This is a genomic window from Nocardia gipuzkoensis (assembly GCF_021183645.1).
Classification (GTDB): domain Bacteria; phylum Actinomycetota; class Actinomycetes; order Mycobacteriales; family Mycobacteriaceae; genus Nocardia; species Nocardia abscessus.
The window spans coordinates 2,116,929-2,143,177 of record NZ_CP089225.1; the positions used below are offsets into that span (position 1 = coordinate 2,116,929).

A 26,249-nucleotide genomic window follows, 5' to 3' on the forward strand; every position below is an offset into this window, starting at 1 on the left:
CGGTCTGCCCGCGCCGCCACGAATGCATCACCTTGATCAGCGGAACAGGCAGAGGTATCTTCTATGTCTCATCTCCGCCCTACCGTCAGGACAACCCGAAGGGTGTGCACCTGTGGGAACTGTACTGAAAGCCTTGCTGCAACAGCGCCACCTTCAGACCGTCTCCGCGTTCAACCGCGAATACGATCGCATCGCGCGCAGCTCCGAACCCGAACTCGTCGGCGCCGGGCCCAAGAAGGCCCAGTTCTATCGTTGGCTTTCTGGAAATCTGACCAGTTTGCCGTACCCTCATCATCGCCGGATTCTGGAGGCCATGTTCCCCGGCTGGTCGGCCGATGAACTATTCGACGACTGCACGAATTCCAGTGAGATCCGGTCGGCCCGCGAAAACGGTGCTCGCATCAGGTCTTCCGATCACATCATGGCCGATGTCGAGGCAATCTTCGCCAACCGAGCCGACTTTCTTCACGCGATGCCCCCACGAAAACTCTTCGAAGGTACCCGCCGAATCGACATGGCGGGACTATCACTGAATCTGCTTTGTCAGCAGTACTCGGATAGCGACCTCATGAAGTTGCTCGATTCCGGCGCCATACTTCGCTGCCTTTTCCTTGATCCAAACGGCACTCACATTCGCGCCCGGGAGAGCGAGGAGGGACATAGCCCGGGAGTGCTGTCGAGCCTTACCGAACTCAACATGAAGTGCCTGATACGAGCGCAGAAGCGATATGCGACACAGCAGGCGCAGCCCATCCAGATCCGCACATACGATGAGACCGTTCGCTTCAATATAACCATCGTCGACTCGGCAGTCTGCATCATTCAGCCCTACCTGCCGAGAGCTCGGGGAGTCGAATCGCCGACGTTGGTCGCTCGAAAATCAGAGCCGCCAGGGCTCTTCGACACTTTCTCCGAGATCTTCGAAACGATGTGGTCCAGCGCCCGGGAGGTTCCGGCGGTATGACAGTGAGTCTTGACCAACTACTCCAGATCGCCCGGTCGGCAGTCGACGGAGGCGCCGAACTTCTCCGCACCGCCGATCGGGGAAACATCCAGATCAAGGGTGACCGCGACTACGCCACCGACTTGGATCACCGAATTCAGGACCATATCGGACGATATCTGGCCGAGGCGACACCCGGAATCGGTTTTCTGGGTGAGGAACTAGAAGAGGTGTCGCTCGATTGCACTGGCGGATACCTGTGGGTTCTCGACCCGATCGACGGAACTTCCAACTTCATCCATGGGCTGCCGCTCTGTGCCGTGTCGCTGGCTCTGGTGCACGACGGCGAACCGGTGATCGGTGTCGTCAGCGCACCGTTCCTCGGCCTGGAGTACTGCGCTGCGGCTGGACAGGGGGCGTGGGGCGACGACAAGCCGATCAAGGCGAGCAACGCCGAAACGCTCAACCGGGCCATCGTTTCCGTTGGCGACTACGCGGTCGGAGTGGACGCGGAGCCTAAAAACGAACGCCGCATTGCACTCACCGCTGCACTGGCGGCAACCGTCGAGCGGGTGCGAATGTTCGGATCCGCCGCCCTCGATCTCGTCTGGGTCGCCGAGGGACGGACCGATGCCTGCGTCATGCTGTCCAATAAGCCCTGGGACACGGCCGCCGGTGTGCTCATCGCGCGTGAGGCGGGGGCTGTCGTCCTCGACTCGGCCGCCCGCAGGCACAGCCTCGACTCTCCCGACACGATCGCCGCGACACCCGCCATCGCCGACCAACTCATGGTCCTGGTCAACGAAGTGATTCGCTGACCGTCAAGCAGACGATGACAGGACCGGCACGGACCCTCCAGCAGCGGCGAATCTTCTTCACCGACTCCAGGCGTCAGGGCCGTTGCCGGTAACAGTCGCTCACGGACGGGTGGAGATCTGCTGGACGCCCCAGCCGTTGCCGTCGGGGTCGGTGAAGAAGAAGAATCCGACGTTGTCCAAGGGGTCGGGCATGGGGGTCGGGTTTTCGCCGAGGGATTGGATTTCGGTTACTTCGACGCCGCGGGAGGTCAGTTCTTCGTGGGCCTTGCGCAGGTCGTTGACCACCAGTTGCAGGCCCTGCAGGGAGCCGGGGGGCATGTCCGGCACAGCGCCCTTGCCGATCACGATCGAGCATCCGGAGCCCGGCGGGGTGAGTTGCACGATACGAACGTTGTCGTCGATCTTGGTGTCGTGGTCGACGGCGAAGCCGAGTTGCTCGGCGTAGAACTGCTTGGCCCGGTCGATATCCGACACGGGCACGATCACTACCTCGAGTGTCCAGTTCACGGCACATCCTTTCGGTGCGGACAGCGGTATTCGTATCAGTGCGGACCGGTTCAGGCGGGGAAATTCATCGCCGCGCCCAACGCCAGCTGAACTCGTCCGGCGCGGGCGGCGGGCCGGGCAATTCGCCGTCCGCGCTCAACCCGGCCAGCAGCATCGCGAGCACGCGACGGCGCAGCTGGACGGTGCGCTCCGGGCTGGGCACCGCGACGGCGGCGCAGGATTCCAGGATCAGGCCGAGATCCTGTGGGGTCACGTCCGGACGCAGCTTGCCGGTGGCATGGGCGCGGCGCACGATCTCCTCCGTCACCTCCGCGGCGTGCCGGACATCGGGCAGAAGCGATTCGTCAGGGGTGAAGGTGCCCGCGAGGTGCACGGTGAGCGAGTGCACGTCGGCGTCCACCACGCGCTCCAGAAAGCCGACCAGGCCGCTCCAGCCGTCCTGGTCCTCCAGTGCCGCGTCGGCTTCCGTGTTGTACCGGCGCAGGCCGTCGTGACAGAGCGTGCGCAGCAGCACCTCTTTGCTCGGATAGCGCCGGTACAGCGCGCTGATCCCGACGCCGGCGCGTTCGGCGACGGCGGAGATCGGGGCCGTGGCGTCGGCGAGGAACACCGCGCGGGCAGCCTCCAGGATGAGGCCGTCGTTGCGGGCGGCTTGGGCCTTGCGGCCGGGTAGGCCCTTCTGAGCTGGGGCTTCGGATGTCTTCGGCATGCATCGAGGATAGCACTTGAAACGGAATGATCCGTTCTGTTACGGTTAGAACAGAACAGAGCATTCCGTTTCAAAGGAGCAGGACATGACCGTCATCACCCCCTTCCGCATCCACGTCGACCAGGCCGATCTGGACGACCTGCGCGATCGCCTGGCCCGCACCCGCTGGGCCGAGCAGATCCCCGGCTCGGGCGACACCTACGGAGTGAGCGTGGAGCGGGTGCGGCACCTGGTCGGATACTGGCGCGACGGGTTCGACTGGCGCGCGGTCGAGAACTCCCTGAACGCCTACCCGCAGTTCACCACCGAGATCGACGGCCAGAACATTCACTTCCTGCACGTGAAGTCCGCGCGGGACAACGCCTTTCCACTGATCCTCACGCACGGCTGGCCGGGCACCTTCGTCGAGTTCATCGGCGTCATCGAGCCGCTCACGGCGGCCGGATTCGACCTGGTGATCCCCTCCGTGCCGGGATACGGATTCTCCGGCCCCACCACCGAGGCGGGCTGGCACGACGGCCGGATCGCCCGCGCCTGGGCGGAGCTGATGCGGCGGCTCGGCTACCCCCGCTACGGCGCGGTGGGCAACGACGGCGGCTCGCAGATCTCCCCGGAACTCGCCCGGGTGGCGCCGGACAACGTGGTCGGGGTGCACGTCACGCAGGTGTACTCGTTCCCGTCCGGCGATCCGGCCGAGCTGGCCGATCTCGACGAGGGCGAGCAGCAGTCACTGGCCACCCTGGACTGGTTCGTCAAGAACAAGATGGGCTTCAACGTGCTGCAATCGCAGCAGCCGCAGACGTTGGCGCACGCGATCACCGACTCGCCCGCCGGATTGGTCGGCTGGAACGGGCAGCTGCTCGGCCCGGACCTGGACGACGACTTCGTGCTGACCAATATCGCGATCCACTGGCTCACCGGCACCGCGGGGTCGGCGATCCGGCACTACTTCGAGAAGGACAAGGCCGAGCACCCCTCGGCGCCGTCCACGGTTCCGCTGGCGCTGTGCGGCTCCACCGGCGATTTCCACGGCATCCGCCGCTTCGCCGAGCGCGACCACAACATCGTGTCCTGGCGCACGCACGACGTGTTCACCCACTACCTGCATCACGTCGCGCCCGCGCTGATGGCGGAGGAGATCACGGAGTTTTTCGGCCAGCTGCGCTGAGACAGTCTCTTATGTCATCGAGACTCACGGCCATGGTTCGTCTCGCTTCCCGCTGATGTACTGAATTCAGCAACAACACAACAGCTTTCCGACCGGAAGAGGGAAAACCATGAGAATCGCAGTCTTCGGCGCCACCGGTACCGTCGGTCGCCTCGTCGTCGAGCAGGCCCTGCGGGAGGGGCACGAGGTCACGGCATTCACGCGCAGCGCCGCGAGCGTCGGGCAGCGGCACGAGCGGCTGCGCGTAGTCGAAGGCGATGTGCTGGACACGAATTCGGTGCAGCGAGCGGTGGAGGGGCAGGACGCGGTGCTGATCTCGCTCGGCAACGGCCGCAAGGGCGTGGTCCGGGCGGGCGGCACCAAAGCGATCATCGACGCGATGAATCGCACCGGGGTCAAGCGGCTGATCTGCCAGACCACGCTCGGCGTCGGCGACAGCCGGGGCAACCTGAACTTCCTGTGGAAGTACGTGATGTTCGGGCTGCTGCTGCGCCCGGCCTACGCCGACCACGTCCAGCAGGAGGAATACGTGCTGGCCAGCGACCTGGACTGGACGATCGTGCGGCCGAGCGCCTTCACCGACGGCCCGGCCACCGGCAGCTACCGGCGCGGGTTCCCGGCGGGCGAACGTGGCCTCACCCTGAAGATCGCTCGTGCCGACATCGCCGGCTTCATGATCGAGCAACTGACCGACACCACCTACCTCCGCCAGGCGGCCGGCATCTCGAACTGAGGACGGCGCACCATGCGGTGGCGCAGAAGCGGCCCACGCCCCGAAGCCGGGAGCGTGGGCCGCGGCCGTTGTCGCGGGTTTCAGGCGTGCTCGTGCACTTCGCCCCAGGCCGGGAAGGGATCGGAATACTCGGCCCACGCACCGGGACCAGCGGCGAACTCCGCGTCGGTGAGCAGCGCGGCATCCAGCAACGCGCGCACCTTGTCGCAATCCAGTTTTATCCCGATGAAGACGATCTCCTGCCCCGGCGGCACTTCCAGCGACGACCACCAGGCGGCGGGTTCGAAGACCAGATTCGGCCCCGCTTGCGACCACACCGCGGCCAGGGTCGACCGGCTCGCGATCCAGCAGAATCCCTTGCTGCGCAGCAGACCGCGCAACCGTTCCAGCGCCTCGGACAGCCGCAGCGGATGGAACGGCCGATCGGCGGTGAAGGTGAGGCTGCGAATGCCGTACTCCTCGGTTTCCGGAGTGTGCCCGCCGGCGAGTTCCTCCGCCCAGCCCTCGGTCTCCGCGGCGACGATCGGGTTGTAGCGCCCGGTATCCAGGACCTCGGCCAGGTCGACCACGCCGTTCGTGGTGCGCAGCACGCGGGCGCGCGGATTCAGGCGGCGCACCGTGGCTTCCACCGCGCCCGCCGCGGCCGCGCCGACCAGGTCGGTCTTGTTGACCAGCAGGACGTCGGCGAACTCCACCTGATCCACCAGCAGGTCGGCGATGGTGCGCGCGTCACCGTCGCCCGCTTGCAGGTTCCGCTCGGCGAGCGCCTCGCCGCGCGCCACTTCCGCGAGGAAGGTCGAGGCGTCGACCACGGTCACCATGGTGTCCAACCGGGCGATGTCACCGAGCCGGAATCCGTCCTCGAACTCCCAGTCGAACGTCGCCGCCACCGGCATCGGCTCGGAGATGCCGGTCGATTCGATCACCAACTGATCGAACCGCCCCTCGCGAGCGAGCCGGGCGACGGCCTCGATCAAGTCCTCGCGCAATGTGCAGCAGATGCAGCCGTTGGTCAGCTCGACCAGTTTCTCTTCGGTGCGGTCGAGGTGGCCCTGGCCGGCGACGAGCGCGGCGTCGATGTTGACCTCGCTCATGTCGTTGACGATGACCGCCACCCGGCGGCCCTCACGGTTGGCGAGGATGTGGTTGAGCAGCGTCGTCTTGCCCGCCCCGAGAAAGCCGGACAGCACGGTGACGGGAAGCAGATCGGAATCCATGCACTAATGATAACGATTTTCATTTGCTGCTGGTCGCCGGGTTCCGGTTGCCGGTGGCGAGCGAACGGGACCGCCGTAGGGTTTGTGGCGTGAAATTGCTGCCATTGCCCGCCGAGGGGCAGACCCCCGTCCGGGCGCTCACCATTGCCGGTACCGATTCCGGTGGAGGCGCCGGAATCCAAGCCGATACCCGCACCATGGCGCTGTGCGGCGTGCACGCGCTGGTGGCCGTGGCGGCGGTGACCGTACAGAACACGGTGGGCGTCAGCGGCTTTCACGAGATTCCGCCGCAGGTCGTAGCCGATCAGGTGCGCTCGGTCGTCGGCGACATCGGGGTGGGCGCCGCGAAGACCGGCATGCTCGCCTCCACCGCGATAATCGAGGCGGTCGCGGCGGTCTGCCAGGAAGTCGGCATCGGTCGCGACGGCGACATCCCGCTGGTCGTCGATCCGGTCGCGGCTTCGATGCACGGCGATCCGCTGCTGCACGCCGAGGCGCTCGACGCGGTGCGCTCCACGCTGATTCCGCTCGCGACCGTGGTGACGCCGAACCTGGACGAGGTCCGCCTGCTCACGGGGATCGACGTGGACGACGACGATTCGGCGCGGCGCGCGGCCGAGGCGCTGCACAAGCTGGGGCCGCGGTGGGCGATCGTCAAGGGCGGGCACCTGCGCTCCTCCGAGTACAGCACCGACCTGCTGTTCGACGGCGACCAGTTCCTCGAGTTCTCCGCGCCGCGCATCGCGACCGGCAACGACCACGGCGGCGGCGACACGCTCGCCGCCGCGATCGCCTGCGCGCTGGCGCACGGCTATCCGGTGCCCGAAGCGGTCGAGTTCGCCAAGGAGTGGACCTACCGCTGCCTCGCGGCGGCCTACGATCTCGGCGCGGGCCACGGGCCGGTGTCCCCGCTGTGGCGATTGCGTCAGAGCTGACCGGCAACCGCTCGGCGCACGCGATTTCTTGTCGGTGGGCGCTGCCATACTGAGGACGTCGCCGACACGGATGGCTTCAACGGCGAGGCGATCGGAACAACGACGTTCGGCGTTGTCGCGGCAATGACCTCGGCGCCCGTCCCGGGGGGGCGCTCCGGTCACAGACTGGAAAATGCCCTGTGCAGCGGAAGATCGGCCGCGATCGCGATGCCGTGCAACCGAGCGCTCGCCGCCACCAGCGCGAAGATGATCTCGCTGAGATAGGCGGCGAACTGTTCGACCGGCATCGCGGGCGGCTCCAGCCGGTTCGTCCCCAGCCACCAATCGGTGGCCGAGGCCACCGCGCCGAAGATCGAATAGATCACCAGCTCCGCGTCCGCCACCCGCACCGATTCGTCGTCCACCGCGCCGGCGAACAACGCGGCGGCGCGTTCGGCGGACTGCCTGGCCGATTGCAGGGCACGGCCGGTGTCGTCGGAGCGCTGCGTGAAGTGACTGTGCAGCATGAACCGGAAGACGTCCGGCTGCCGCGCCACCACCAGCGCGTACTCGGACGCGGCCCGGCGCACCAGTTCACCGGCCGAGTCGCCGGTCAGGTCGAAGCTGGTCATGATCTGTTCCCAGAGCATGTCGCGAATCCGGTCGACGATCGCGTTGTAGAGGTCGGCCTTGTCCTCGAAGTGCCGATACAGCTTCGGCTTGGCCGCACCCGCCTCCTTGGCGATGTCGCCCATGCTGACGCCGGGGCCGAACTTGTCGAGGGCGCGAAACGCCGCGTCCACGAACTCCTCGCGCACTTTCTTGCGATGCTCCCGCCAGCGCTCGGTGCGCGCGTCCACACGTTTGCGCGGCAGGTCCGCCTCCGTCCCGCCGCCGAGCATCACGAATCCGGATGCTACCTGCTACCCCCGGTTACACACCGCACCCGCCGACCCGAACGAGCCGTGAATGGCGCGAACCTGTACGCAGCCGAGCTGATCGAGGCGAACTGGAGCGGAGCCAACCCGGCCGGGGCGGCCCCGAGGTCCGCGGAGCTCGCTCTTGCCCTACTTGCCTTCCTCCGATTCGCTTCGGAGATTTTCTTCGTCCCCCCGGATTGTGGATCCTGGCGACGCCTGGACGTGAGTGCGGTTGAGAATTATCGCGGATGCGCGGGCGCGCACCTCCTCGTGGGTACGGCCGTTGTGACCTGCGGCGAGGAACTGGTTACCGATGGCGAGGCAGAAGGCGAGCAGGCTGCGAGCTTCGACCTCGTCGGGATCGGAGCAGAAGGTGCCGATCATCTCGCGGAGCAGATCCATGCGCCGGTCGTCCACCCGGCGCAGCCGTTCGGCGACCGATTCGTCTCGCCGGGCCCAATTGCGGATCGCCAAGTCGATCGCCAGCAGGCGGTCGCCGGACAGGGTCAACCGTCCCGCCAGGACGACCTTGTCGCGTGGGTCGTCTTCGCGTGCGACGCGGTCGAGCACCTCGTCGATGCTCTCGCGCTCCCATGCGTCCAGCATTGCTTCCAGCAGTGCGTTGCGATCCGCGAAGTAGCCGTAGAACCCGCCCTTGGTCACGCCGAGCGCCTTGGCCAGCCCCTCGACGCGGACCGCGTCGACACCGCTTGCGGCCAGTGTCTGCAATCCCTGTTCGATCCAGGCCTGGCGTGGTGTGCGGGCCACGCCCACCGTGCGACTCCTCTCACACATTCCCACCTATACGGCACCGTACATCAGAGCTAGGCTGGGTGTTATACGCCATCGTATATCAGGATTCGCGGTGATCTGCGCGGCGAGATGAACGCGCGTCGCGGGCCACGGTCGCGGAGACAACCGATGGAGCCCCACGGCTCCGCGCGCGGAAATGGGAGTTCACATGATCAAGTGGGCCGGCTGGCTCATTGTGTTGTTTCCAGGAGTCGGACACACGCTGGGCGCTCTCGTGCAGACTGCCCCGCGCTACGCCGAGGCGTGGTTCAGCGGAGAAGGGTGGGAGGCGGATGCCACTGCGATGAACTACGCCGAGGCTACGTTGTGGTACACCGTGTTCAGCTTCGGCGTGCCGTTCCTGCTGCTCGGCCTGATGGTGCTGTGGCTGGACCATCGCGGCCTCACACCGCCACCGTTCCTCGCATGGATGGTGGCCGGTTGGACTCTGGTCACTGTCGCGGTAGGCGGCCCATCACCCTTGCTGGTCCTCCTGATCGCCGCCGGCCTGCTACTGGCCGGCTCCAGACGAGCCGCTCGCCGCGACAACCCTGGAACTGCTTGCCGCTCCGCCTTGCCGGGCCGCTGAGCAAGTGGTTCTCGCTCAGCGGCACGGTCAGCGCTTCTTGATGTCGATGACGGGATCGACTGCGGACTTGGCCTTCTTCTCCGCTCGCTTTTCCTTGAGGGACTTCCCGGACTTCTTGGACATCGAGCTGCGCGGAGATTTGTCGGACAATCGTGGTCCTTTGCTCGGAGAACCTGAGTGGTCCCGCTACCACCGACCGTACGCTACGGAGGCCGATCCGGGTGGGACCGTGGAAATCGGCTACCAGGAACCTCACAGCTGAGCCCCAGCACCGTGGCAGTGTGGCCGCCGAATGTAGTTCGCATGACCGAGACCTCGACCGTCGCGGCGGCGGAACGAACCGAGACCACGGGTGCGCCCGTGCTGGACGTGGTGATACCCGTCTACAACGAAGAGACCGACCTCGGCGTGTGCGTCCGCGGACTGCACGCCTACCTGCGCGACGGGTTCCCGTTCCCGGCGCGCATCACGGTCGCCGACAACGCGAGCACCGACGACACGCTGCGAGTCGCACAGCTGCTCGCCGACGAGCTGGACGACGTGCGAGTCGTGCACCTGGCCGCCAAGGGACGCGGGCGGGCGCTGCGAGCGGTGTGGGAACACTCGGACGCGCAGGTGGTCGCCTACATGGACGTCGACCTGTCCACCGACCTGAACGCACTGCTTCCCCTGGTCGCGCCGCTGATCACCGGGCATTCCGACCTGGCGATCGGCACCCGGCTGGCTTCGGCGTCCCGTGTGGTGCGCGGCCCCAAGCGGGAAATCATCTCGCGCTGCTACAACCTGCTGCTGAAAGCCTCGCTGCGCGCGCACTTCTCCGACGCCCAGTGCGGCTTCAAGGCGATGCGCACCGACGTGGCGCGCCGCCTGCTGCCGCTGGTGCGCGACGGGGAGTGGTTCTTCGACACCGAATTGCTCGTCCTCGCCGAGCGGGCCGGTCTGCGCATCCACGAGGTCCCGGTGGACTGGATCGATGATCCGGACAGCCGGGTCGACATCATCGACACCGCGCGCAAGGACTTGCTCGGCATCTGGCGGCTCGGGCGGGCGCTGACCACCGGCGCGCTGCCGCTCGACGAGCTGCGTAGCGCGGCGGGCCGGGAACCCCTGGTGGCCGGGGTGCCGCTGGGCATGGTCGGACAGCTCGTGCGTTTCGCGATCGTCGGCGTATCGAGCACACTGGCCTATCTGCTGCTCTATGTGGTGCTGCAACCGTTGACCGGCGCCCAGGCGGCGAACTTCGCGGCGCTGCTGATCACCGCGGTGGGCAATACCGCGGCCAACCGGGCCTTCACCTTCGGCGTGCGCGGCTCGAACGGCGCCGTCTCGCACCAGTTCCAAGGTCTGGTGATCTTCGGCATCGGGTTGGCGCTCACCAGCGGGTCGCTGTTCGCGCTGCATCGGTGGGCGCCGGACGCCTCGGTGCACCTGGAATTGTTCGTGCTGGTGGCGGCCAATTCGGTGGCGACGCTGTTGCGGTTCGTCGGCCTGCGGTGGGTGTTCCGGGAAAGCGGAGGACGCGATCGCTCGGCCGAGCCGGTGGCGTCGGCTCTCGCCTCCATCGGTCGTGAGGAGGACCGTCGATGACGGCGACACTGACCGCGCAGCCGGTCGCGACCGAAACGCGGCCGCAGACCAACCGGAAGTGGGAGTATCCGGCGCTGGCGACGCTACTGCTCGGCACGGCGGTGGCCTATCTGTGCAACCTGAGCGCCAACGGGTGGGGGAACTCCTTCTACTCGGCTGCCGTGCAGGCGGGTTCGGTGTCGTGGAAGGCGTTCTTCTTCGGGTCTTCGGACGCGGCGAACTCGATCACCGTGGACAAACCGCCCGCGTCGCTGTGGTTGATGGAGCTGTCGGTACGGGCGTTCGGGCTCAACAGCTGGAGCATTCTGGTGCCGGAGGTGCTGCTCGGAGTGGCCACCGTGGCGCTGCTGTGGGCGACGGTGCGCAGGCCGTTCGGGCCCGCCGCCGGATTGCTCGCCGGGTTGGCGCTGGCGGTGACGCCCGTCGCGGCACTGATGTTCCGGTTCAACAATCCCGAGGCGCTGTTGGTGTTCTTGATGGTCGCCGCCGCCTGGGCGATGACGCGGGCGGTGGAGGACGGCCGCTGGCGCTGGCTGGTGCTGACCGGCGCGCTGATCGGATTCGGCTTCCTCACCAAGCAATTACAGGTGCTGCTGGTGGTTCCCGCGCTCGCGCTGACCTATCTGATCGCGGGTCCGCCGAAGCTCGGCAAGCGCATCGTGCAACTCTTCGCGGCGGGAGCCGCGATGGTGGTCGCCGCGGGTTGGTGGTTGCTGGCGGTGGAGTTGTGGCCCGCCTCGTCACGCCCGTGGATCGGCGGCTCGCACGAGAACTCGATCCTGGAACTGACACTCGGCTACAACGGCCTCGGCCGGCTCAACGGCAACGAGCGCGGCAGCGTCGGACCGGGCGGTGAACTTCCGGCGGGCGGCAACGGCATGTGGGGAAGCACCGGCATCACGCGGATGTTCGAACCGGCGCAGGGCGGTCAGATCGCCTGGTTGATCCCCGCCGCGCTGGTCGCGCTGGTGGTGGGAATCCTGCTGCGCGGCAAAGCGGCTCGCACCGATCCGCAGCGCGCTTCGCTGGTCCTCTGGGGCGGCTGGCTGCTGGTGACCGGGCTGGTGTTCAGCTTCATGGCCGGCATCTTCCACCAGTACTACACCGTGGCCCTGGCTCCGGCGATCGCCGCACTCGTCGGCGCGGGCGCGGCGCTGCTGTGGCGGGCACGGCATCGGCTGTGGGTGCGGCTCGCGTCGGCGCTGGCGGTGGGCCTGACCACCGCGACCGCGTGGATGCTGTTGTCCCGCAGTCCGGAGTGGCAGTCGTGGCTGCGCTGGACGGTGCTGGTCGTGGGCGTCATCGCGACGCTGGCCGTACTCTTCCCCGCACCGCGCAAGCTCGCCGTGGCGTCGGCGCTGGCGGTCGCGTTCACCTTCCTGGCCGGACCGGTCGCCTACGCCGTCGACACGATCGCGACGCCGCATGCCGGTTCGATTCCCTCGGCGGGGCCGAACGCAGGGATGCACGGACGGCCGCCGTGGGGCGAGGGAGTGCCCGGAACGGGCCGCCACATGCAGGACGGGGCGGGTACCACCAACGGCGACGGGCAAGCCCCGGGCGGTACGCCACCGGGCCTCCCGCCTGGTATTGCGCCGCAGGGCAATTCACCGGGCTCGCAAGCACCCGACGGCGCGATGTTCCCGCCCGGAACGGTGCCCGATGGGCAGACTCTCGGCACGCCGGGAGACGCCGGTGCGGGACCCGATGGCGGCGGCATCGGCGGTCTCCTCGGGGCGGGCGAGCCGAGCGCGCAAGTCGTGTCCCTGCTCGAGCAGAACGGCGGTGCCTACACGTGGGTGGCCGCGGCCATCGGATCGAACAGTGCCGCGGGCCTGCAACTGGCCACCGAACTTCCGGTGATGCCGATCGGCGGCTTCAACGGCAGTGACCCGTCGCCGACGCTGGAGCAGTTCGAGCAGTATGCCGCCGAAGGGAAGATCCACTACTTCGTCGGCGGCGGCCGTGGCGGGCCGGGTTCGTCCAGCTCCTCGCCCAGCGCTCAGATCACGCAGTGGGTCCAGGAGAACTTCACCGCCATCCAGGTGGACGGGGTTACCTTGTACGACCTGACCGCCACTCGCTGAAACCGCGCGATGCGGTCGCGGCGCCCTGCATTCCCCGCCGACCGCATCGCCTTCCAGTGTTCAGCGCGACTCCCTGCGCCCGCTGAACACCGCATCCGCACCGACGCCATACCTCGGCGTCGGTGCGGATCGCGTGTGCGAGCTTCGATTCGAGATGTGCAGAGCAACCCGAGTGCGCGATTCGGTCGCCGCTCTTGGCATCCCGCAAAACGCCAGCGATGATGATCGGGATGTGTGACGGCTCCCTGCGGGGAGCCGGGGCTCCGCCACCATCAGGTCACGCGTCCACCACGAACATTCAGGGAAACAATTGAACGCTCTCATCAAGCTGGCCGTGACGGTGGTCAGCGCACTGGTCGCAACCGCGCTCACCGTCGGATTCGCCGCCACCGCGTCGGCCGCCCCCGCTGACCGAGCCGAACCGATCGCCGCGGCGACCAGCGAACCCCCGCAGGTGACCTACATCAAGGCTTGCCTGCCGCCCGGCGACACGATCGAACTGCGCACGGGAATCGGCGCGGCGATCGGCGCCGCGATCGGCGCGCTCGTCGGCCTGCCCGTCTTCTTCGTCGGCGCGATTCCCGGCGCGATCATCGTCGGCCTGATCGGGGCCGCAATCGGAGCCTCCTCCTACGCCATCGAGTCCGGCCGCCTCGAGCAGCAAGGACTGTGCTGATCAGCGCACCACTCGATCAGCCGCGTATGCCCGCGACGGGCGGTGTCGCGTAGCGCGCACTCGTGACGCTCGCGGGCTCCCGCTCAGCGGGGTGCGTGCAAGGCGGCGTGTAGCGTGGCCGCCCACTGCTCGACGATCCGCTTGCGGCGGGCCGAATCGTCGGTGAGAACGTCGGCGAGACCGAGACCACGCGCCATGTCCAGCGTCGCCTGCACCAGGTGATGGGCGACCGGATCGGAGTCGTCCACCCGCAGCGCTTCGACCGCGCGGCGGTGCGAGGCGCGCCCGAAGCGGGCCTCCAGCGGAACGATGCGTTCGCGCAGCACCGGATCGGCGGCGGCGTGCGTCCACACTTGCAACGCGGCCTTGAACAGCGGGCTGGTGTAGGACTCCACCAGCCCCGCCACCACCGCCTCGGTGCGGGCGATGCCGTCGCCGAGTTCCACCAGCGTCTCGGCCTCCTGCACCGCCTGCCCGCTGCGCGTGTCGAACATGTACTCCAGCGCGGCGGTGATCAGATCCTCCCTGGTGGGAAAGTGATGCTGCGCCGCGCCGCGCGACACCCCGGCCCGTTCGGCGACCACGGCGACCGTCGCGGCAGCCCAGCCCATCTCGGACAGGCAGTCGATGGTCGCCTCGAGCAGGCGCTGCCGGGTGGCTCGGCTGCGGTCCTGCTTGGGTTCGTGGGGTGTCGCCATGGTGGTTATTCTGCCCAGCTCGGCGAGCGGCGCTGCAAAAAGGCCAGCATGCCCTCGTGGACTTCGGGGGTGCCGAAGAAGCTCGCCGAGCGCCGTGCGAGTTCCTCGGCGGAGGCGTCGAACTCGGCGAGGACGCTCGCGTTGACCAACCGTTTGGCCTCGGCCAGCCCCTGCGGGGAGCCCTTGCGCACTTCCCCGCACAGCCGGGCGACCTCGGCTGCCGGATCGTCGGCGGTGACGGTGACCAGGCCGATCTCCTTCGCCGCGGCGGCGTCGAACTTCTCGCCGGTCAGGTAGTACCGGCTGGCCGCGCGCGGGCTGAGCCTGGGCAACAGGGTCAGTGAGATCATGAACGGCGCCAACCCGATCCGCACTTCGGTGAGCGCGAAACTGCTGCCCGGCCCGGCCACGACCAAGTCGCAACCGGCCACGATGCCCATGCCGCCGGCCCGCACGTTGCCGTCGATCCGCGCGATCACCGGTTTCGGGATCTCCACCAACCGGCGCAGCACCCCGATCATGACCCGGGTGCGCTGGTCGGCGGCCACGGCCGGATCGGCGTCGCTCGCCTCGCTGAGATCCGCGCCCGCGCAGAAGGTGTTGCCGGTGTGCGCGAGCACGATGACGCGCACCGTCTCGTCTGCGGCCGCGTCGTCGAGCCCGCGCAGCAGTTCGGCGACCAGCTTGGACGACAGCGCGTTGCGGTTGTGCGGCGAATCGAGCGTGAGCGTCGCGACGCCGCCGCCGACCTCGTAGCGGACGAACGGACCCGTCTCGGTCATGCGCGGCCTCTCAGTACGACTTGGGCAGGCCCAGCGAGTACTGGGCGACGAAGTTCAGGACCATTTCCCGGCTGACCGGCGCGATGCGGCCGATGCGCGCGGCGGCGAGCATCGCGGCCAGCCCGACGTCCCTGGTCAGGCCGGAGCCGCCGTGGGTCTGGATGGCCTGGTCGAGTGCCTTGATGCTGGCTTCCGCCGCCGCGTACTTCGCCATGTTGGCTGCCTCGGCGGCGCCCATCTCGTCACCGGTGTCGTAGAGGGTGGCGGCCTTCTGCATCATCAGCTTCGCCAGCTCCAGCTCGACCTTCACCTGCGCGAGCGGATGCGAGATGCCCTGGTGCGCGCCGATCGGCGTCTTCCACACCGTGCGCTCCTTGGCGTATTCCACCGCGCGGTCGATGGCGTAGCGGGCCAGGCCGATGGCCATGGCCGCACCCATGATGCGCTCCGGGTTCAGGCCCGCGAACAGCTGCATCAGCGCCGCGTCCTCCTTGCCGACCAGTGCGGTGGAGGGCAGCCGGACGTCGTCGAGGAACAGGCTGTACTGGTGGTCGGGCTCGATGATGTCCATCTCCTGCGCCGTCTTGGTGAAGCCTTCGGCGTCGGTCGGCACGATGAACAGGGCGGGCTTGAGCTTGCCGGTCTTGTGATCGGAGGTACGGGACACGATCAGCACGGCCTCGGCCTGGTCGACGCCGGAGATGAAGATCTTGCGGCCGTTCAGGATCCAGTCGTCGCCGTCGCGACGCGCGGTGGTCGTGATCTGGTGGGAGTTGGAGCCCGCGTCCGGCTCGGTGATGCCGAAGACCATCTTGCCGGAGCCGTCGGCGAGCTTGGGCAGCCATTCCCGCTTCTGCTCGTCGGTGCCGTACTTGGTGATGATGGTGCCGCAGATGGCCGGGGAGACCACCATGAGCAGCAGCCCCGCACCCTGGGCGGACAGCTCCTCCATCACCAGGGACAGCTCGTACATGCCCGCGCCGCCGCCACCGTACTCCTCGGGCAGGTTCACCCCGAGGAACCCGAGTTTGCCCGCCTCCTGCCACAATTCGTCCAGCGGCTCGTTCTTGCGCGCCTTCGGCAGTACGTAGTCGCGGTAGTTGTACTTCGCGGCCAGCGCGGCGACCGCGGCCCGCAGCGCCTTCTGCTCGTCGGTTTCGATGAAGCTCATCAGTTCTCCTGTGTCTTGCGGGGGCTTCCGCACCCCGTCGGCTCGATGAGCGCTGCGCGATCGTGGCTCATCGCTCGTCCTGGATTTCCTCGGGTTCGACGACCGCGAGCACGGCGCCGACGTCGACCTGCTGGCCGACGGTGACGTTGACGGCGCTGAGCACGCCCGCGGCGGGCGCGGCGATGGTGTGCTCCATCTTCATCGCCTCCAGCCACAGGATCGGCTGACCCTGTTCGACGTGGCTGCCGACCTCGGCGCCGAGCCGGATCACACTGCCCGGCATGGGCGCCAGCAGCGAGCCGGTGGCCAGCTGGTCGGCCGGGTCGGTGAAGCGCGGCAGCCTGCGCAGGGCCACCGGGCCGAGCGGCGAATCGACGTAGACCTGGTCGCCGTAGCGCGCGACCTCGAATCGCCTGCGCACCGGGCCGCGGTCGCCCGGCACCGACAGCACGACGCGATCGGCAGCCGACTCGACGAGTTCGAGACCGTCGTGGCCGTCCACGGTGACGCCGGTACGGCCGAAACGGTAACCGACCTCGTGCGTCCCGGTGGCGCGACTCTCGTAGGACTTGCGCTGCGACCGCGAGGGCAGATTGCGCCACCCGCTGGGCAGCCCGCCGCCCGCTCGCGCGCTGTCGCGGTTCGCGGCGGCGTCGGCGAGCGCGGCGGCCACGATCGACAGCGCCTCGTCGGACTCCGATACCAGGGGCGCGGCGAGGGCGTCCAGCCCGTGCGTCGCGAAGAACGCGGTGTCGGTGTCACCGGCGAGGAACGCCGGATGACGCAGCACGCGCACCAGTAGGTCCCGGTTGGTGACCAGGCCGTGGATCTTCGCCCGGTGCAGCGCGGCGGCCAGCAATCGCGCTGCCTCGCCGCGTGTCTCGGCGTAGGAGATGACCTTCGCCAGCATCGGGTCGTAGTGCACCCCGACCACCGAGCCGTCCACCACACCCGTGTCCAGCCGTACGCCCGGCCGGTCGAGCAGGTCGAATTCGGTACGCACCGAAGGGATCTCGATGCGGTGCACCGTTCCGCTCTGCGGCTGCCAGTCGTGCGCCGGGTCTTCGGCGTAGAGCCGGACCTCGATCGAATGTCCGCGCATCGCGGGCGGTTCGGCGGGCAGCGCGCCGCCCGCGGCGACGTCCAGTTGCAGCCGGACCAGATCCAGGCCGGTGGTGCACTCGGTGACCGGATGCTCCACTTGCAGACGGGTGTTCATCTCCAGGAAGAAGAACTCGCCCTGCTCGTCGGCGAGGAACTCGACGGTGCCCGCGCCGGTGTAGCCGATCGCGCCCGCCGCGAGGCGCGCCGCCTCGAACAGCCGCGCCCGCATGCCTTCAGTGCGTTCCACCAGCGGCGACGGCGCCTCCTCGACCACCTTCTGGTGGCGGCGCTGGATGGAGCACTCGCGCTCGCCCACCGCCCAGATGGCGCCGTGCGTGTCGGCCATCACCTGGACCTCGATGTGCCTGCCGGTCTCCAGGTAGCGCTCGCAGAAGACCGTCGGGTCGCCGAACGCCGATTCCGCCTCCCGCCGTGCGCCCTCGATCTGCGGGGCCAGGTCGGCCAGCTCCCGGACCACGCGCATGCCGCGCCCGCCGCCACCCGCCGACGCCTTGATCAGCACCGGCAGGTGTGCCTCGGTGACCTCGGCCGGGTCCAGTTCGGCCAGCACCGGCACTCCGGCGGCGTCCATCATCTTCTTCGAGGCGACCTTCGAGCCCATCTGCTCGATCGCCTCGACCGGCGGGCCGATCCAGACCAGTCCGGCGTCGAGCACGGCCTTGGCGAATTCGGCGTTCTCGGAGAGGAACCCGTACCCGGGATGGATGGCGTCGGCGCCCGCCGCCACCGCGGCCTCGATGATCAGCTCACCGCGCAGATAGGTTTCCGCGGGTGTATTGCCGGGCAGGCGTACCGCGGCGTCCGCCTCGGTGACGTGCGGCGCGGCGGCATCCGCGTCGGAGTACACCGCGACGGTGCCCAGACCCATCCGGCGGCAGGTGGCGAAGACGCGCCGGGCGATCTCGCCCCGGTTCGCCACAAGAACGTTCGTGATTTCCATCCGCGGCCTCACATTCGGAAGACGCCGAAGCTGTCGGCGCCTTTGATCGGGGCATTGTGAATGGCCGAGAGGGACATTCCCAATACGGTGCGGGTGTCGCGCGGGTCGATGACGCCGTCGTCGTAGAGCCGCCCGGACATGAACATCGCCAGCGACTCCGCCTCGATCTGCGCCTCCACCATCGCGCGCATCCCGGCGTCGGCCTCCTCGTCGAACGGCAGGCCCTTCGCCTCGGCGGCGGCCCTGCCGACGATCGAGATGACGCCAGCCAGCTGCGCGCCGCCCATGACGGCGGATTTCGCACTGGGCCAGGCGAACACGAACCGCGGATCGTAGGCCCGGCCGCACATGCCGTAGTGACCCGCGCCGTAGGACGCGCCCATCAGCACCGAGATGTGCGGCACCTTCGAATTGGAGACGGCGTTGATCATCATCGCGCCGTGTTTGATGATGCCCTTCTGCTCGTACTCCTTGCCCACCATGTAGCCGGTGGTGTTGTGCAGGAACAGCAGTGGCGTGTTCGTCTTGTTGGCCAGCTGGATGAACTGGGTGGCCTTCTGCGACTCCTCGGAGAACAGCACACCGCGCGCGTTGGCCAGGATGCCGACCGGATACCCGTGCAGCTCCGCCCATCCGGTGACCAGGCTGCTGCCGTAGAGCGGCTTGAACTCGTCGAAGTCCGAACCGTCCACGATGCGGGCGATCACCTCGCGCGGGTCGAACGGGATCTTCAGGTCCGACGGCACGATGCCGAGCAGATCCTCCGGGTCGTAGAGCGGCTCGATCACCTCGGCGCGCGGGGCCGGGCCCTGCTTGCGCCAGTTCAGCCGCCTGACGATGGAGCGGCCGATGCGGATCGCGTCCTGCTCGTCGAGCGCGTAGTAGTCCGCGAGGCCGGACACCCGCGCGTGCATGTCGGCGCCGCCGAGGGACTCGTCGTCGGACTCCTCACCGGTGGCCATCTTGACCAGCGGCGGACCGCCGAGGAACACCTTGGAGCGCTCTTTGATCATCACCACGTGGTCGGACATGCCGGGAATGTAGGCGCCGCCCGCGGTGGAGTTGCCGAACACCAGCGCGATGGTCGGGATGCCCGCCGCCGACGCCTGGGTGAGGTCGCGGAACATCCGGCCGCCGGGGACGAAGACTTCCTTCTGCGTGGGCAGATCCGCGCCGCCGGATTCCACCAGCGAGATCACCGGCAGCCGGTTCTCCCGCACGATGTCATTGATCCGCAGGGTCTTGCGCAGCGTCCACGGGTTGGAGGTGCCGCCGCGCACCGTCGGGTCGGGCGCGACGATCATGCACTCGACGCCCTCCACGATGCCGATCCCGGCGATGGTGCTGCCGCCGACGTGGAATTCGCTGCCCCAGCCCGCCAGCGGGCACAGTTCCAGGAACGGCGAGTCCTCGTCGACGAGCAGTTCGATGCGCTCGCGCGCGGTGAGCTTGCCGCGCTTGCGATGCCGGGCCAGTTTGTCCGGCCCGCCGCCCGCGATGGCCTTGGCGAACTCCGCCTCCACCTCGGCGAGCTTGGCCGTCATGGCGTCGGCAGCCGCTTCGTACTCGGGCGCGGCGGTGTCCAGGGTGCTGCGCAGGACGGTCATTTCTGGTACCCCAATCGCTTCGCCGCCAGTCCGGTGAGGATCTCGGTCGTGCCGCCGCCGATCCCGAGGATGCGCATGTCCCGGTACTGGCGCTCGATTTCGGATTCGCGCATGTAGCCGAGGCCGCCGAACAGCTGGACGGCCTGGTTGGCCACCCACTCGCCCGCCTCCACCGCGGTGTTCTTGGCGAAGCACACCTCGGCGATCAGGTCGGTCTCGCCTTCGGCGCTGCGCTGCACCACGTCGCGGGTGTAGACGCGGGCGACGTCGATGCGCCGCGCCATCTCGGTGACCGTGTTCTGCACCGCCTGCCTGCTGATCAGCGGACGGCCGAAGGTCTCGCGGTTGCGCACCCACTCCAGGGTCAGGTCCAGGCAGCGCTGCGCGCTGGAATACGCCTGCACCGCGAGGCCGACGCGCTCGCTGACGAACGCGCCCGCGATCTGGTAGAAGCCGGAGTTCTCCGGGCCCACCAGGTTCTCCACCGGCACCCGGACGTCCACGTAGGACAGCTCGGCGGTGTCGGAGGCCAGCCAACCCATCTTGTCCAGTTTGCGGCTGACCGTGAAGCCGGGGGTGTCCTTGTCGACGATGAGCAGCGAGATGCCCCCGGAGCCCGGTCCGCCGGTGCGCACCGCGGTGACCACGAAGTCGGCGCGGACGCCGGAGGTGATGTAGGTCTTGGCGCCGTTGACGATGTAGTGGTCGCCGTCGCGGCGCGCGGTGGTGGTGAGGTGCCCGACATCCGATCCGCCGCCGGGTTCGGTGATCGCCAGCGAGCCGATCTTCGCACCGGCCAGCGTCGGCTTCACCCAGCGCTCGATCTGCTCGGCGTTGCCCGAGGCGATGATGTGCGGCACCGAGATGCCGCAGGTGAACAGCGAGGCGAACAGCCCACCGGACGCACCCGCCTGGTGCATCTCCTCGCAGACGATCATCGCGTCCACGCCGTCGCCGCCGGAACCGCCCACGGATTCCGGGAACTGCACGCCGAGCAGGCCGAGCGCGCCCGCCCTCTTGTGCAGCTCGCGCGGGATCTCCCCGGCGCGCTCCCAGCCGTCCAGGTACGGCAGGATCTCACGTTCCACGAAGCCACGCACCGTGGCCCGCAGTTCCCGGCGTTCCGGCGTTTCCCAGAGTTTCGTCATGTCAGCAGCTCCACTGGAATGTCGAGGTGACGAGACCGCAGCCATTCGCCGAGTCCCTTGGCCTGCGGGTCGAAGCGGGCCTGATAGGCCACACCCTGACCGAGCAGGCCTTCGATGATGAAGTTCAGCGCCCGCAGATTGGGCAGCACGTGCCGGGTGACGGTCAACGAAGCCGCTTCCGGCAGAAGTTCTTTCACGCGTGCCACGGTGAGGGTGTGCACCAGCCAGCGCCATTGCTCATCGGTGCGCACCCAGACGCCGACATTGGCGTCACCGCCTTTGTCGCCACTGCGGGCCAGCGCGATCGTGCCCAGTGGTACGCGGCGGGTTTCCCCGGCGGGCAGCGGCTCCGGCGCGGGCGGCTCGGAAACCGCGGTAAGCTCGGCCGTTTCCGTGGACGGCGGAATGTCGACGCGGATTCCGTCGGGCAGCACCGCCGTGTGCGGGACCTCCGCGGCGTCGACGTACCCGGGCGTGAACACGCCGTACGGAGATCCGTTGCCCGGCAGGGTCGTGAAACTGCATCCCGGGTAGCTGGCCAGCGCCAGTTCCACGGCGACATTGGAGAACGCGCGCCCGACCTTGTTCGGGTCCGGGTCGCGGACGACGCAGCGCAGCAGTGCGCTGGCCTGCTCCTCGGTCTCCGCGTCCGGCCGGTCCAGGCGCGCCAGGGTCCAGGTCAGCTCGGCGGGGCGGGTCGGCAGCCAGGCTTCCAGCTGGCGTTGCGCCAGTTCCGCTTTCGCTTCGATGTCCAGGCCGGTGAGCACGAACTCCATCTCGTTGCGGAAACCGCCGAGGGTGTTCAGCGAGACCTTGAGCCTCGGCGGCGGGGGCGCACCGGTGACGCCGCTGATCCGCACCCGGTCCAGGCCGTCCTGGTCGAGCCGGATTGTGTCCAAGCGAGTGGTCACGTCGGGTCCGGCGTAGCGGGGCCCCTGGATCTCGTACATCAGCTGGGCCTCGACGGTGTCCACGGTGACCGCGCCGCCGGTACCGGCGTGCTTGGTGATGACGCTGCTGCCGTCGGCGCGGATCTCCGCGATCGGGAAGCCGGGCCTGCCCAGATCGGCCAGCTCGGTGAAGAAGGCGTAGTTCCCGCCGGTGGCCTGGGTACCGCATTCGATCACGTGCCCGGCCACCACCGCGCCGGCCAGCCGGTCATAATCCGTTCGGCCCCAGCCGAAGTGGGCGGCGGCGGGGCCCACGATCACCGACGCGTCGGTGACCCGGCCGGTGACCACGATGTCCGCGCCCGCGTTCAGGCATTCGACGATGCCCCACGCGCCGAGGTAGGCGTTGGCGGTCAGCGGCGCGCCGAAACCGAGCTCGGCGGCGCGCGCTACCAGGTCGTCGCCTTCCACGTGCGCGATCTTCGCGTCCAGCCCGAGGTCGGCGGCGACTTTGCGCAGCTTTTGCGCCAGGCCCGCCGGGTTCAGGCCACCCGCGTTCGCCACGATGCGCACCTTGCGCTCCAGCGCGAGCCCGAGGCATTCCTCGATCTGCTTGACGAAGGTCTTGGCGTAGCCGAGGTCCGGGTCCTTCATCCGGTCCCGGCCGAGGATCAGCATGGTCAGCTCGGCGAGATAGTCGCCGGTGAGCACGTCGAGCTGCCCGCCGTCGAGCATCTCGCGCATAGCACTGAGCCGATCACCATAGAAGCCGGAACAGTTGCCGATCCGGAGCACATCCGGGTCGGCGGCCAGCATACTCATCAGCGGGAAGGCCTCCTGTACGGCGGACCGTCAGGATGAGCCGCATGCCGCACCCGTGAAGTCCGCGTCCGCGACCAGCATCACACCACGGCCAGAAAAAAGCAAGCATGCGTGCTTGTTAATTGACCGCTGAACGACTCGCCCACCCACACGGCCGCGACCGAGCAAGTGGGAGCAAGATAGGCACGGTGTCCAGCGACGTGACCGTGATCGTTCTGTTCGCCCTCGCGGGTTTCCTGCTCGGCGGCGCGTACACCACCTGGAAGACGGCCCGGCCGCTATCGATCGCGCTGGGCGTCTGCGCCCTCCTCGCGGCGGGCGGCGCGCTGACCTGGTGGCTCGCATAAGGGCCGAACGAAGGCTCGGCGCCGCCTAAGCCTTAGACAGGCGGAAGATCCGCAGGTCATCGGGGACGCCGTTGAGCGGAGCGGCGAAGAAGCTGCGGCGATACGGTTTGACCGCCAAGCCCAGTTCCGCCAGCGTCTCCGGTCGCAACCCTTGCAGCGTGGCCTCGGACAGCATGGTGTTCCCGTTGCCACCCGCCTCCATGACCCGGGCCGCGATGGTGACGTCCACGCCGAGCCAGTCGCCCCCGATCTCACGCGGAGAACCGGTGTGCAAACCGATCCGCATCTGCGGGGTGTAGCCGCGCACCTGCACATCGGCCAGGTTGCGCCGTGCCGTCACGGCAGCGCGCATCGCGCGATCCGCCGAAGGGAACACGGCCATCACGCCGTCGCCCATGCGCTTGACCACCTGCCCGCCGCGCTCGGCGATCGGCGGCTCGATGGCCTTGGCCACCTTGCGCAGCAGTTCGAGCGTGGCCTCGTCACCGGCCGACAGCGACCAGCGCGAGAAGGCCACCAGGTCGGTGAACATGACAGTTATTTCCTGGCTACCTTTGCCGCGTCCGACCCGCTCCAACGCCGCCTGCCAGACCTGCAAGGCGCCGAAACCGATTTCGCGCGCCGCGCTGGGCGTGTCGCCGACCAGTTTGTCCGCCGCGCGCGCGACCGCCCGCGCGCCGCCCGGCCCGGAAACCGACAGCGGGTCACCGAAAGCGGGATCCCCTGGCAACTGCTGGCGCGCCCTGCGCAGCATGCCGATCAGATCCGCCCGCTGATTGGCCGCGCTCACCAGCGCGGACAGCTGGCCACGGCGGAATCCGCCAGGACGGCGGGGAGGATCGAACTCGTCGGACGGCTCCAACGGAATGACCACCTCGGGCGGTACGCCTCCCTCGGCTTCCGCCCCCGACCCCGGCTCGGCGCCACCGGAAGGTGTTTCACTCACGCCCCGAGGGTATCTCAGCCGACCAGTCGTAGACGTGTTACCGATCATCACCATCTGCCACCTCCGTCGCGAACCTCCGCGAGCACATCGTCGGGCCCGGCGATGGATAACGAGCTGGTTGCTGAACCGAGGCTACTCGGACGAGAACAGGTCTCGGAACCCGCGGGCGGCATAGTTTCCTCGATGTTCACACGCACGATCGGCCCGGCGGAGGATTCGCACCGGGCCGATCGTCGCACCGTCCGCCGGGCAGTGGCGGGCGGCAGGCGGAGCACCGGACCTCCCGACAAGGTCGGCGCCCCGACCACCCGAGTGGCGAGGGATGGCGACTCGGGTAGCTAGGCGGCTGCCTCGCAGCTGGTCAGGCGTCGCGCTGGTTCACCACGACCAGGGCCGCGCCGAAGACGATCGCGACGAAGGCGGTGAAGTACAGCAGGCTGCCCCAAGGCCCCCAGTGCCAGTTGGCCGTGGACGCGGCGGAGCTGATGAAGTGGTTCGCGTTCGCGAACGGCAGGAACGGGGTGACATTGCGGCCGAAGCTGCCGAACGCCCCGAGCAGGCCCTCGATGAGCAGCGGCCACAGCACGATCAGCGAGATCGCGGCGGCGGATTGGCGCACCAGCACGCCGACCCCGACCGCGAGCAGCACGCACAGGAACGCGTAGATCGGGATGCCGTAGACCTCGCGCCAGTCCTCCGCACTGGACAGGGTCAGCGACGCGCCCGCTTCCGGACCGCCCAGGGCCTTGGCCACCAGGTAGGCGAGGAACACCAGGACGAAGGTCAGCACCGCGCCGTACACGCCGACCAGCCCGGCCTTGGTCAGGATGACCTTGGCCCGGTGCGGCGTGGCCTGGAACGTCGTGCGGATGATGCCGAAGCGATATTCGCTGGTCACGGTCAGGGTCGCCATGATCATCAGGACCATCACGCCGAAGCCGCTGATTCCGGCCACCGCGGTGGAGACGGTCAGATCGATCGCGCCGTCGGTGCCGTAGGACGCGCGCGCCACCGAGGCGAGCAGCGCGGCCATGCCGAGCGCCAAGGCGACCACGATCGCCGAGCACCACCAGGGCGACCTGGTGGAGGTGAGCTTGATTCGTTCCGCTGCCAGCACGCCCATCAGAGCGCACCTCCCATCACCTGATCGAAGCCTTCGCCGTGGTACTGCACGGCGCCACCGGTCATCCGCATGAACGCCTCTTCCAGCGAGGCGCGCTGCGGGGCCAGCTCGAACAGCGTGATCTCGTTTTCGCCCGCCAGCTTGCCGACCGCGTCACTGGTCACGTTCGCCACCACCAGCGCGGGGCCTTCCGTGCCCGCGCCGTCCTCACGGACGGTCATGCCGTTCGAGGTGAGCACGCTGCGCAACTGGTCGAGCTGCGGGCTGCGCACCCGCACCGACTGCTCGGAGGCGCGCTCGATGAACTCCTGGGTGGTCGAGTCCGAGATCAGCTTGCCGCGCCCGATCACAACCAGATGCTCGGCGGTCTGCGCCATCTCCGACAGCAGATGGCTGGAAACCAGCACCGTGCGGCCCTCGGCGGCCAGCCGCTGCATGAACCGGCGGATCCACAGGATGCCCTCCGGGTCCAGGCCGTTGACCGGCTCATCGAACAACAGCACCTGCGGGTCGCCCAGCAGCGCGCCGGCCAAGCCGAGCCGCTGCGACATGCCCAGGGAGAATCCGCCCGCGGACTTGCCCGCCACCTCGGACAGGCCGACCAGCCGCAGCACCTCCTCCACCCGGGACTTGGCGATGTCGTTGGACGCGGCCATCCACTCCAGATGGGCGCGCGCGGAGCGGTTCGGATGCACCCACTTCGCGTCCAGCAGCGCGCCGACGGTGCGCAACGGATGGTCCAGTTCGTGGTACGGCTTGCCCTGGATAAGCGCCGTGCCCGCGGTGGGCTTGTCCAATCCGAGGATCATCCGCATGGTGGTCGACTTGCCCGCGCCGTTCGGCCCGAGGAACCCCGTCACCTGTCCGGGACGAACGGTGAAGGACAGATCCTGCACCGCTACGGTTTGCCCGTAGTGCTTGGTCAGGCCTCTCAGCTCGATCATGCCGCCCAGCATTCCGTAGATCGCGTCCGCGCGCGTCGGTAATTGG

Annotated in this window: 26 protein-coding genes; 10 read left to right on the plus strand and 16 right to left on the minus strand. The window is 68.3% G+C overall.

Features of this window, described 5'->3' with window-relative positions; translation table 11 throughout:
- Nucleotides 1-112: 112 nt before the first annotated feature.
- Complete coding sequence (locus LTT66_RS09745; protein WP_233066087.1) at nucleotides 113-964, plus strand: DUF5919 domain-containing protein; 852 nt, start codon at nucleotides 113-115, stop codon at nucleotides 962-964.
- A complete protein-coding gene (locus LTT66_RS09750; RefSeq protein ID WP_233066089.1) occupies nucleotides 961-1,761 on the plus strand; it encodes an inositol monophosphatase family protein in 801 nt (266 codons plus the stop codon). Before LTT66_RS09745 ends, LTT66_RS09750 begins: the two co-directional genes overlap by 4 nt.
- Before the next feature lie 99 nt (nucleotides 1,762-1,860).
- Here the strand turns inward: LTT66_RS09750 and LTT66_RS09755 are convergent, their stop codons facing one another.
- Nucleotides 1,861-2,268, minus strand: coding sequence for a VOC family protein (locus LTT66_RS09755; protein WP_233066091.1), 408 nt, complete (start codon nucleotides 2,266-2,268; stop codon nucleotides 1,861-1,863).
- 64 nt (nucleotides 2,269-2,332) lie between these two features.
- On the minus strand, nucleotides 2,333-2,977 hold the full coding sequence (locus LTT66_RS09760) for a TetR/AcrR family transcriptional regulator (protein ID WP_233066093.1): 645 nt from the start codon (nucleotides 2,975-2,977) through the stop codon (nucleotides 2,333-2,335).
- 85 nt (nucleotides 2,978-3,062) lie between these two features.
- Here LTT66_RS09760 and LTT66_RS09765 point away from each other — a divergent pair, with 85 nt between their 5' ends.
- Together LTT66_RS09765 and LTT66_RS09770 are read left to right on the plus strand one after the other, a co-directional pair.
- Nucleotides 3,063-4,145, plus strand: coding sequence for an epoxide hydrolase family protein (locus tag LTT66_RS09765; RefSeq protein WP_233066095.1), 1,083 nt, complete (start codon nucleotides 3,063-3,065; stop codon nucleotides 4,143-4,145).
- A 109-nt stretch (nucleotides 4,146-4,254) separates the two neighbouring features.
- Nucleotides 4,255-4,878 (plus strand): NAD(P)-dependent oxidoreductase, encoded by a 624-nt coding sequence (locus tag LTT66_RS09770; protein ID WP_233066097.1) that lies wholly within the window; start codon nucleotides 4,255-4,257, stop codon nucleotides 4,876-4,878.
- Between the two features lie 80 nt (nucleotides 4,879-4,958).
- On the opposite strand, the gene LTT66_RS09775 is transcribed toward LTT66_RS09770, so the two are convergent.
- Complete coding sequence (locus LTT66_RS09775; RefSeq protein WP_233066099.1) at nucleotides 4,959-6,095, minus strand: GTP-binding protein; 1,137 nt, start codon at nucleotides 6,093-6,095, stop codon at nucleotides 4,959-4,961.
- An 89-nt stretch (nucleotides 6,096-6,184) separates the two neighbouring features.
- Here LTT66_RS09775 and thiD point away from each other — a divergent pair, with 89 nt between their 5' ends.
- A complete protein-coding gene (gene thiD, locus LTT66_RS09780) occupies nucleotides 6,185-7,030 on the plus strand; it encodes a bifunctional hydroxymethylpyrimidine kinase/phosphomethylpyrimidine kinase (RefSeq protein ID WP_233066101.1) in 846 nt (281 codons plus the stop codon).
- 158 nt (nucleotides 7,031-7,188) lie between these two features.
- On the opposite strand, the gene LTT66_RS09785 is transcribed toward thiD, so the two are convergent.
- Nucleotides 7,189-7,911 (minus strand): TetR/AcrR family transcriptional regulator, encoded by a 723-nt coding sequence (locus LTT66_RS09785; protein ID WP_233069093.1) that lies wholly within the window; start codon nucleotides 7,909-7,911, stop codon nucleotides 7,189-7,191.
- A gap of 165 nt (nucleotides 7,912-8,076) precedes the next feature.
- Nucleotides 8,077-8,703 carry a TetR/AcrR family transcriptional regulator gene (locus LTT66_RS09790; RefSeq protein ID WP_233066103.1) on the minus strand — a complete coding sequence of 209 codons (627 nt, stop codon included), beginning with the start codon at nucleotides 8,701-8,703 and terminating at the stop codon, nucleotides 8,077-8,079.
- A gap of 187 nt (nucleotides 8,704-8,890) precedes the next feature.
- Between LTT66_RS09790 and LTT66_RS09795 the strand changes: the two genes are divergently transcribed.
- Complete coding sequence (locus LTT66_RS09795; protein ID WP_233066105.1) at nucleotides 8,891-9,310, plus strand: DUF6463 family protein; 420 nt, start codon at nucleotides 8,891-8,893, stop codon at nucleotides 9,308-9,310.
- A 27-nt stretch (nucleotides 9,311-9,337) separates the two neighbouring features.
- Here the strand turns inward: LTT66_RS09795 and LTT66_RS37050 are convergent, their stop codons facing one another.
- A complete protein-coding gene (locus LTT66_RS37050; protein ID WP_269822001.1) occupies nucleotides 9,338-9,460 on the minus strand; it encodes a hypothetical protein in 123 nt (40 codons plus the stop codon).
- Between the two features lie 153 nt (nucleotides 9,461-9,613).
- Here LTT66_RS37050 and LTT66_RS09800 point away from each other — a divergent pair, with 153 nt between their 5' ends.
- The 3 genes from LTT66_RS09800 to LTT66_RS09810 all read left to right on the plus strand — a co-directional run bounded on the left by LTT66_RS09800 (nucleotide 9,614) and on the right by LTT66_RS09810 (nucleotide 13,660).
- Nucleotides 9,614-10,897 (plus strand): bifunctional glycosyltransferase family 2/GtrA family protein, encoded by a 1,284-nt coding sequence (locus LTT66_RS09800; protein WP_233066107.1) that lies wholly within the window; start codon nucleotides 9,614-9,616, stop codon nucleotides 10,895-10,897.
- Nucleotides 10,894-12,984, plus strand: a complete 2,091-nt coding sequence (locus LTT66_RS09805) for a glycosyltransferase family 39 protein (RefSeq protein WP_233066109.1) — start codon at nucleotides 10,894-10,896, stop codon at nucleotides 12,982-12,984. Before LTT66_RS09800 ends, LTT66_RS09805 begins: the two co-directional genes overlap by 4 nt.
- Nucleotides 12,985-13,294: 310 nt before the next feature.
- Nucleotides 13,295-13,660, plus strand: coding sequence for a hypothetical protein (locus tag LTT66_RS09810; protein ID WP_233066111.1), 366 nt, complete (start codon nucleotides 13,295-13,297; stop codon nucleotides 13,658-13,660).
- Between the two features lie 83 nt (nucleotides 13,661-13,743).
- On the opposite strand, the gene LTT66_RS09815 is transcribed toward LTT66_RS09810, so the two are convergent.
- The 7 genes from LTT66_RS09815 to LTT66_RS09845 all read right to left on the minus strand — a co-directional run bounded on the left by LTT66_RS09815 (nucleotide 13,744) and on the right by LTT66_RS09845 (nucleotide 22,843).
- Complete coding sequence (locus tag LTT66_RS09815; protein ID WP_043699432.1) at nucleotides 13,744-14,358, minus strand: TetR/AcrR family transcriptional regulator; 615 nt, start codon at nucleotides 14,356-14,358, stop codon at nucleotides 13,744-13,746.
- Between the two features lie 5 nt (nucleotides 14,359-14,363).
- On the minus strand, nucleotides 14,364-15,140 hold the full coding sequence (locus LTT66_RS09820; protein WP_233066113.1) for an enoyl-CoA hydratase family protein: 777 nt from the start codon (nucleotides 15,138-15,140) through the stop codon (nucleotides 14,364-14,366).
- A gap of 10 nt (nucleotides 15,141-15,150) precedes the next feature.
- Complete coding sequence (locus LTT66_RS09825) at nucleotides 15,151-16,311, minus strand: acyl-CoA dehydrogenase family protein (RefSeq protein WP_233066115.1); 1,161 nt, start codon at nucleotides 16,309-16,311, stop codon at nucleotides 15,151-15,153.
- Nucleotides 16,312-16,378: 67 nt separating this feature from the next.
- Nucleotides 16,379-18,376: an acetyl/propionyl/methylcrotonyl-CoA carboxylase subunit alpha gene (locus LTT66_RS09830; protein WP_233066117.1), complete on the minus strand. Its 1,998-nt coding sequence runs from the start codon at nucleotides 18,374-18,376 to the stop codon at nucleotides 16,379-16,381.
- 8 nt (nucleotides 18,377-18,384) lie between these two features.
- Nucleotides 18,385-19,983, minus strand: coding sequence for an acyl-CoA carboxylase subunit beta (locus LTT66_RS09835; RefSeq protein WP_233066119.1), 1,599 nt, complete (start codon nucleotides 19,981-19,983; stop codon nucleotides 18,385-18,387).
- Nucleotides 19,980-21,131, minus strand: a complete 1,152-nt coding sequence (locus LTT66_RS09840; protein WP_181720791.1) for an acyl-CoA dehydrogenase family protein — start codon at nucleotides 21,129-21,131, stop codon at nucleotides 19,980-19,982. The genes LTT66_RS09835 and LTT66_RS09840 overlap by 4 nt, the downstream gene beginning before the upstream one ends.
- The gene (locus LTT66_RS09845) at nucleotides 21,128-22,843 is read right to left on the minus strand and encodes an acyclic terpene utilization AtuA family protein (protein ID WP_233066121.1); all 1,716 of its coding nucleotides are present in this window, start codon (nucleotides 22,841-22,843) and stop codon (nucleotides 21,128-21,130) included. Before LTT66_RS09845 ends, LTT66_RS09840 begins: the two co-directional genes overlap by 4 nt.
- Before the next feature lie 188 nt (nucleotides 22,844-23,031).
- Here LTT66_RS09845 and LTT66_RS09850 point away from each other — a divergent pair, with 188 nt between their 5' ends.
- A complete protein-coding gene (locus LTT66_RS09850) occupies nucleotides 23,032-23,190 on the plus strand; it encodes a hypothetical protein (protein ID WP_181720793.1) in 159 nt (52 codons plus the stop codon).
- A 25-nt stretch (nucleotides 23,191-23,215) separates the two neighbouring features.
- On the opposite strand, the gene LTT66_RS09855 is transcribed toward LTT66_RS09850, so the two are convergent.
- The 3 genes from LTT66_RS09855 to LTT66_RS09865 all read right to left on the minus strand — a co-directional run bounded on the left by LTT66_RS09855 (nucleotide 23,216) and on the right by LTT66_RS09865 (nucleotide 26,203).
- Nucleotides 23,216-24,136, minus strand: a complete 921-nt coding sequence (locus tag LTT66_RS09855) for an adenylate/guanylate cyclase domain-containing protein (RefSeq protein ID WP_408638765.1) — start codon at nucleotides 24,134-24,136, stop codon at nucleotides 23,216-23,218.
- Between the two features lie 361 nt (nucleotides 24,137-24,497).
- Nucleotides 24,498-25,259 (minus strand): ABC transporter permease, encoded by a 762-nt coding sequence (locus tag LTT66_RS09860; RefSeq protein ID WP_195097337.1) that lies wholly within the window; start codon nucleotides 25,257-25,259, stop codon nucleotides 24,498-24,500.
- A complete protein-coding gene (locus LTT66_RS09865) occupies nucleotides 25,259-26,203 on the minus strand; it encodes an ABC transporter ATP-binding protein (protein ID WP_233066123.1) in 945 nt (314 codons plus the stop codon). The genes LTT66_RS09860 and LTT66_RS09865 overlap by 1 nt, the downstream gene beginning before the upstream one ends.
- Nucleotides 26,204-26,249 lie beyond the last annotated feature (46 nt).

Coding starts and splice junctions, on each gene's coding strand:
- LTT66_RS09785 (WP_233069093.1), bottom strand. CDS start 7,911: ATGCTCGGCGGCGGGACGGAGGCGGACCTGCCGCGCAAACGTGTGGAC.
- LTT66_RS09775 (WP_233066099.1), bottom strand. CDS start 6,095: ATGGATTCCGATCTGCTTCCCGTCACCGTGCTGTCCGGCTTTCTCGGG.
- LTT66_RS09835 (WP_233066119.1), bottom strand. CDS start 19,983: ATGACCGTCCTGCGCAGCACCCTGGACACCGCCGCGCCCGAGTACGAA.
- LTT66_RS09820 (WP_233066113.1), bottom strand. CDS start 15,140: ATGACCGAGACGGGTCCGTTCGTCCGCTACGAGGTCGGCGGCGGCGTC.
- LTT66_RS09765 (WP_233066095.1), top strand. CDS start 3,063: ATGACCGTCATCACCCCCTTCCGCATCCACGTCGACCAGGCCGATCTG.
- LTT66_RS09770 (WP_233066097.1), top strand. CDS start 4,255: ATGAGAATCGCAGTCTTCGGCGCCACCGGTACCGTCGGTCGCCTCGTC.
- LTT66_RS09830 (WP_233066117.1), bottom strand. CDS start 18,376: ATGGAAATCACGAACGTTCTTGTGGCGAACCGGGGCGAGATCGCCCGG.
- LTT66_RS09860 (WP_195097337.1), bottom strand. CDS start 25,259: ATGGGCGTGCTGGCAGCGGAACGAATCAAGCTCACCTCCACCAGGTCG.
- LTT66_RS09815 (WP_043699432.1), bottom strand. CDS start 14,358: ATGGCGACACCCCACGAACCCAAGCAGGACCGCAGCCGAGCCACCCGG.
- LTT66_RS09760 (WP_233066093.1), bottom strand. CDS start 2,977: ATGCCGAAGACATCCGAAGCCCCAGCTCAGAAGGGCCTACCCGGCCGC.
- LTT66_RS09865 (WP_233066123.1), bottom strand. CDS start 26,203: ATGATCGAGCTGAGAGGCCTGACCAAGCACTACGGGCAAACCGTAGCG.
- LTT66_RS09825 (WP_233066115.1), bottom strand. CDS start 16,311: ATGAGCTTCATCGAAACCGACGAGCAGAAGGCGCTGCGGGCCGCGGTC.
- LTT66_RS09840 (WP_181720791.1), bottom strand. CDS start 21,131: ATGACGAAACTCTGGGAAACGCCGGAACGCCGGGAACTGCGGGCCACG.
- LTT66_RS09795 (WP_233066105.1), top strand. CDS start 8,891: ATGATCAAGTGGGCCGGCTGGCTCATTGTGTTGTTTCCAGGAGTCGGA.
- LTT66_RS09750 (WP_233066089.1), top strand. CDS start 961: ATGACAGTGAGTCTTGACCAACTACTCCAGATCGCCCGGTCGGCAGTC.
- LTT66_RS09805 (WP_233066109.1), top strand. CDS start 10,894: ATGACGGCGACACTGACCGCGCAGCCGGTCGCGACCGAAACGCGGCCG.
- LTT66_RS09845 (WP_233066121.1), bottom strand. CDS start 22,843: ATGAGTATGCTGGCCGCCGACCCGGATGTGCTCCGGATCGGCAACTGT.
- LTT66_RS09800 (WP_233066107.1), top strand. CDS start 9,614: ATGACCGAGACCTCGACCGTCGCGGCGGCGGAACGAACCGAGACCACG.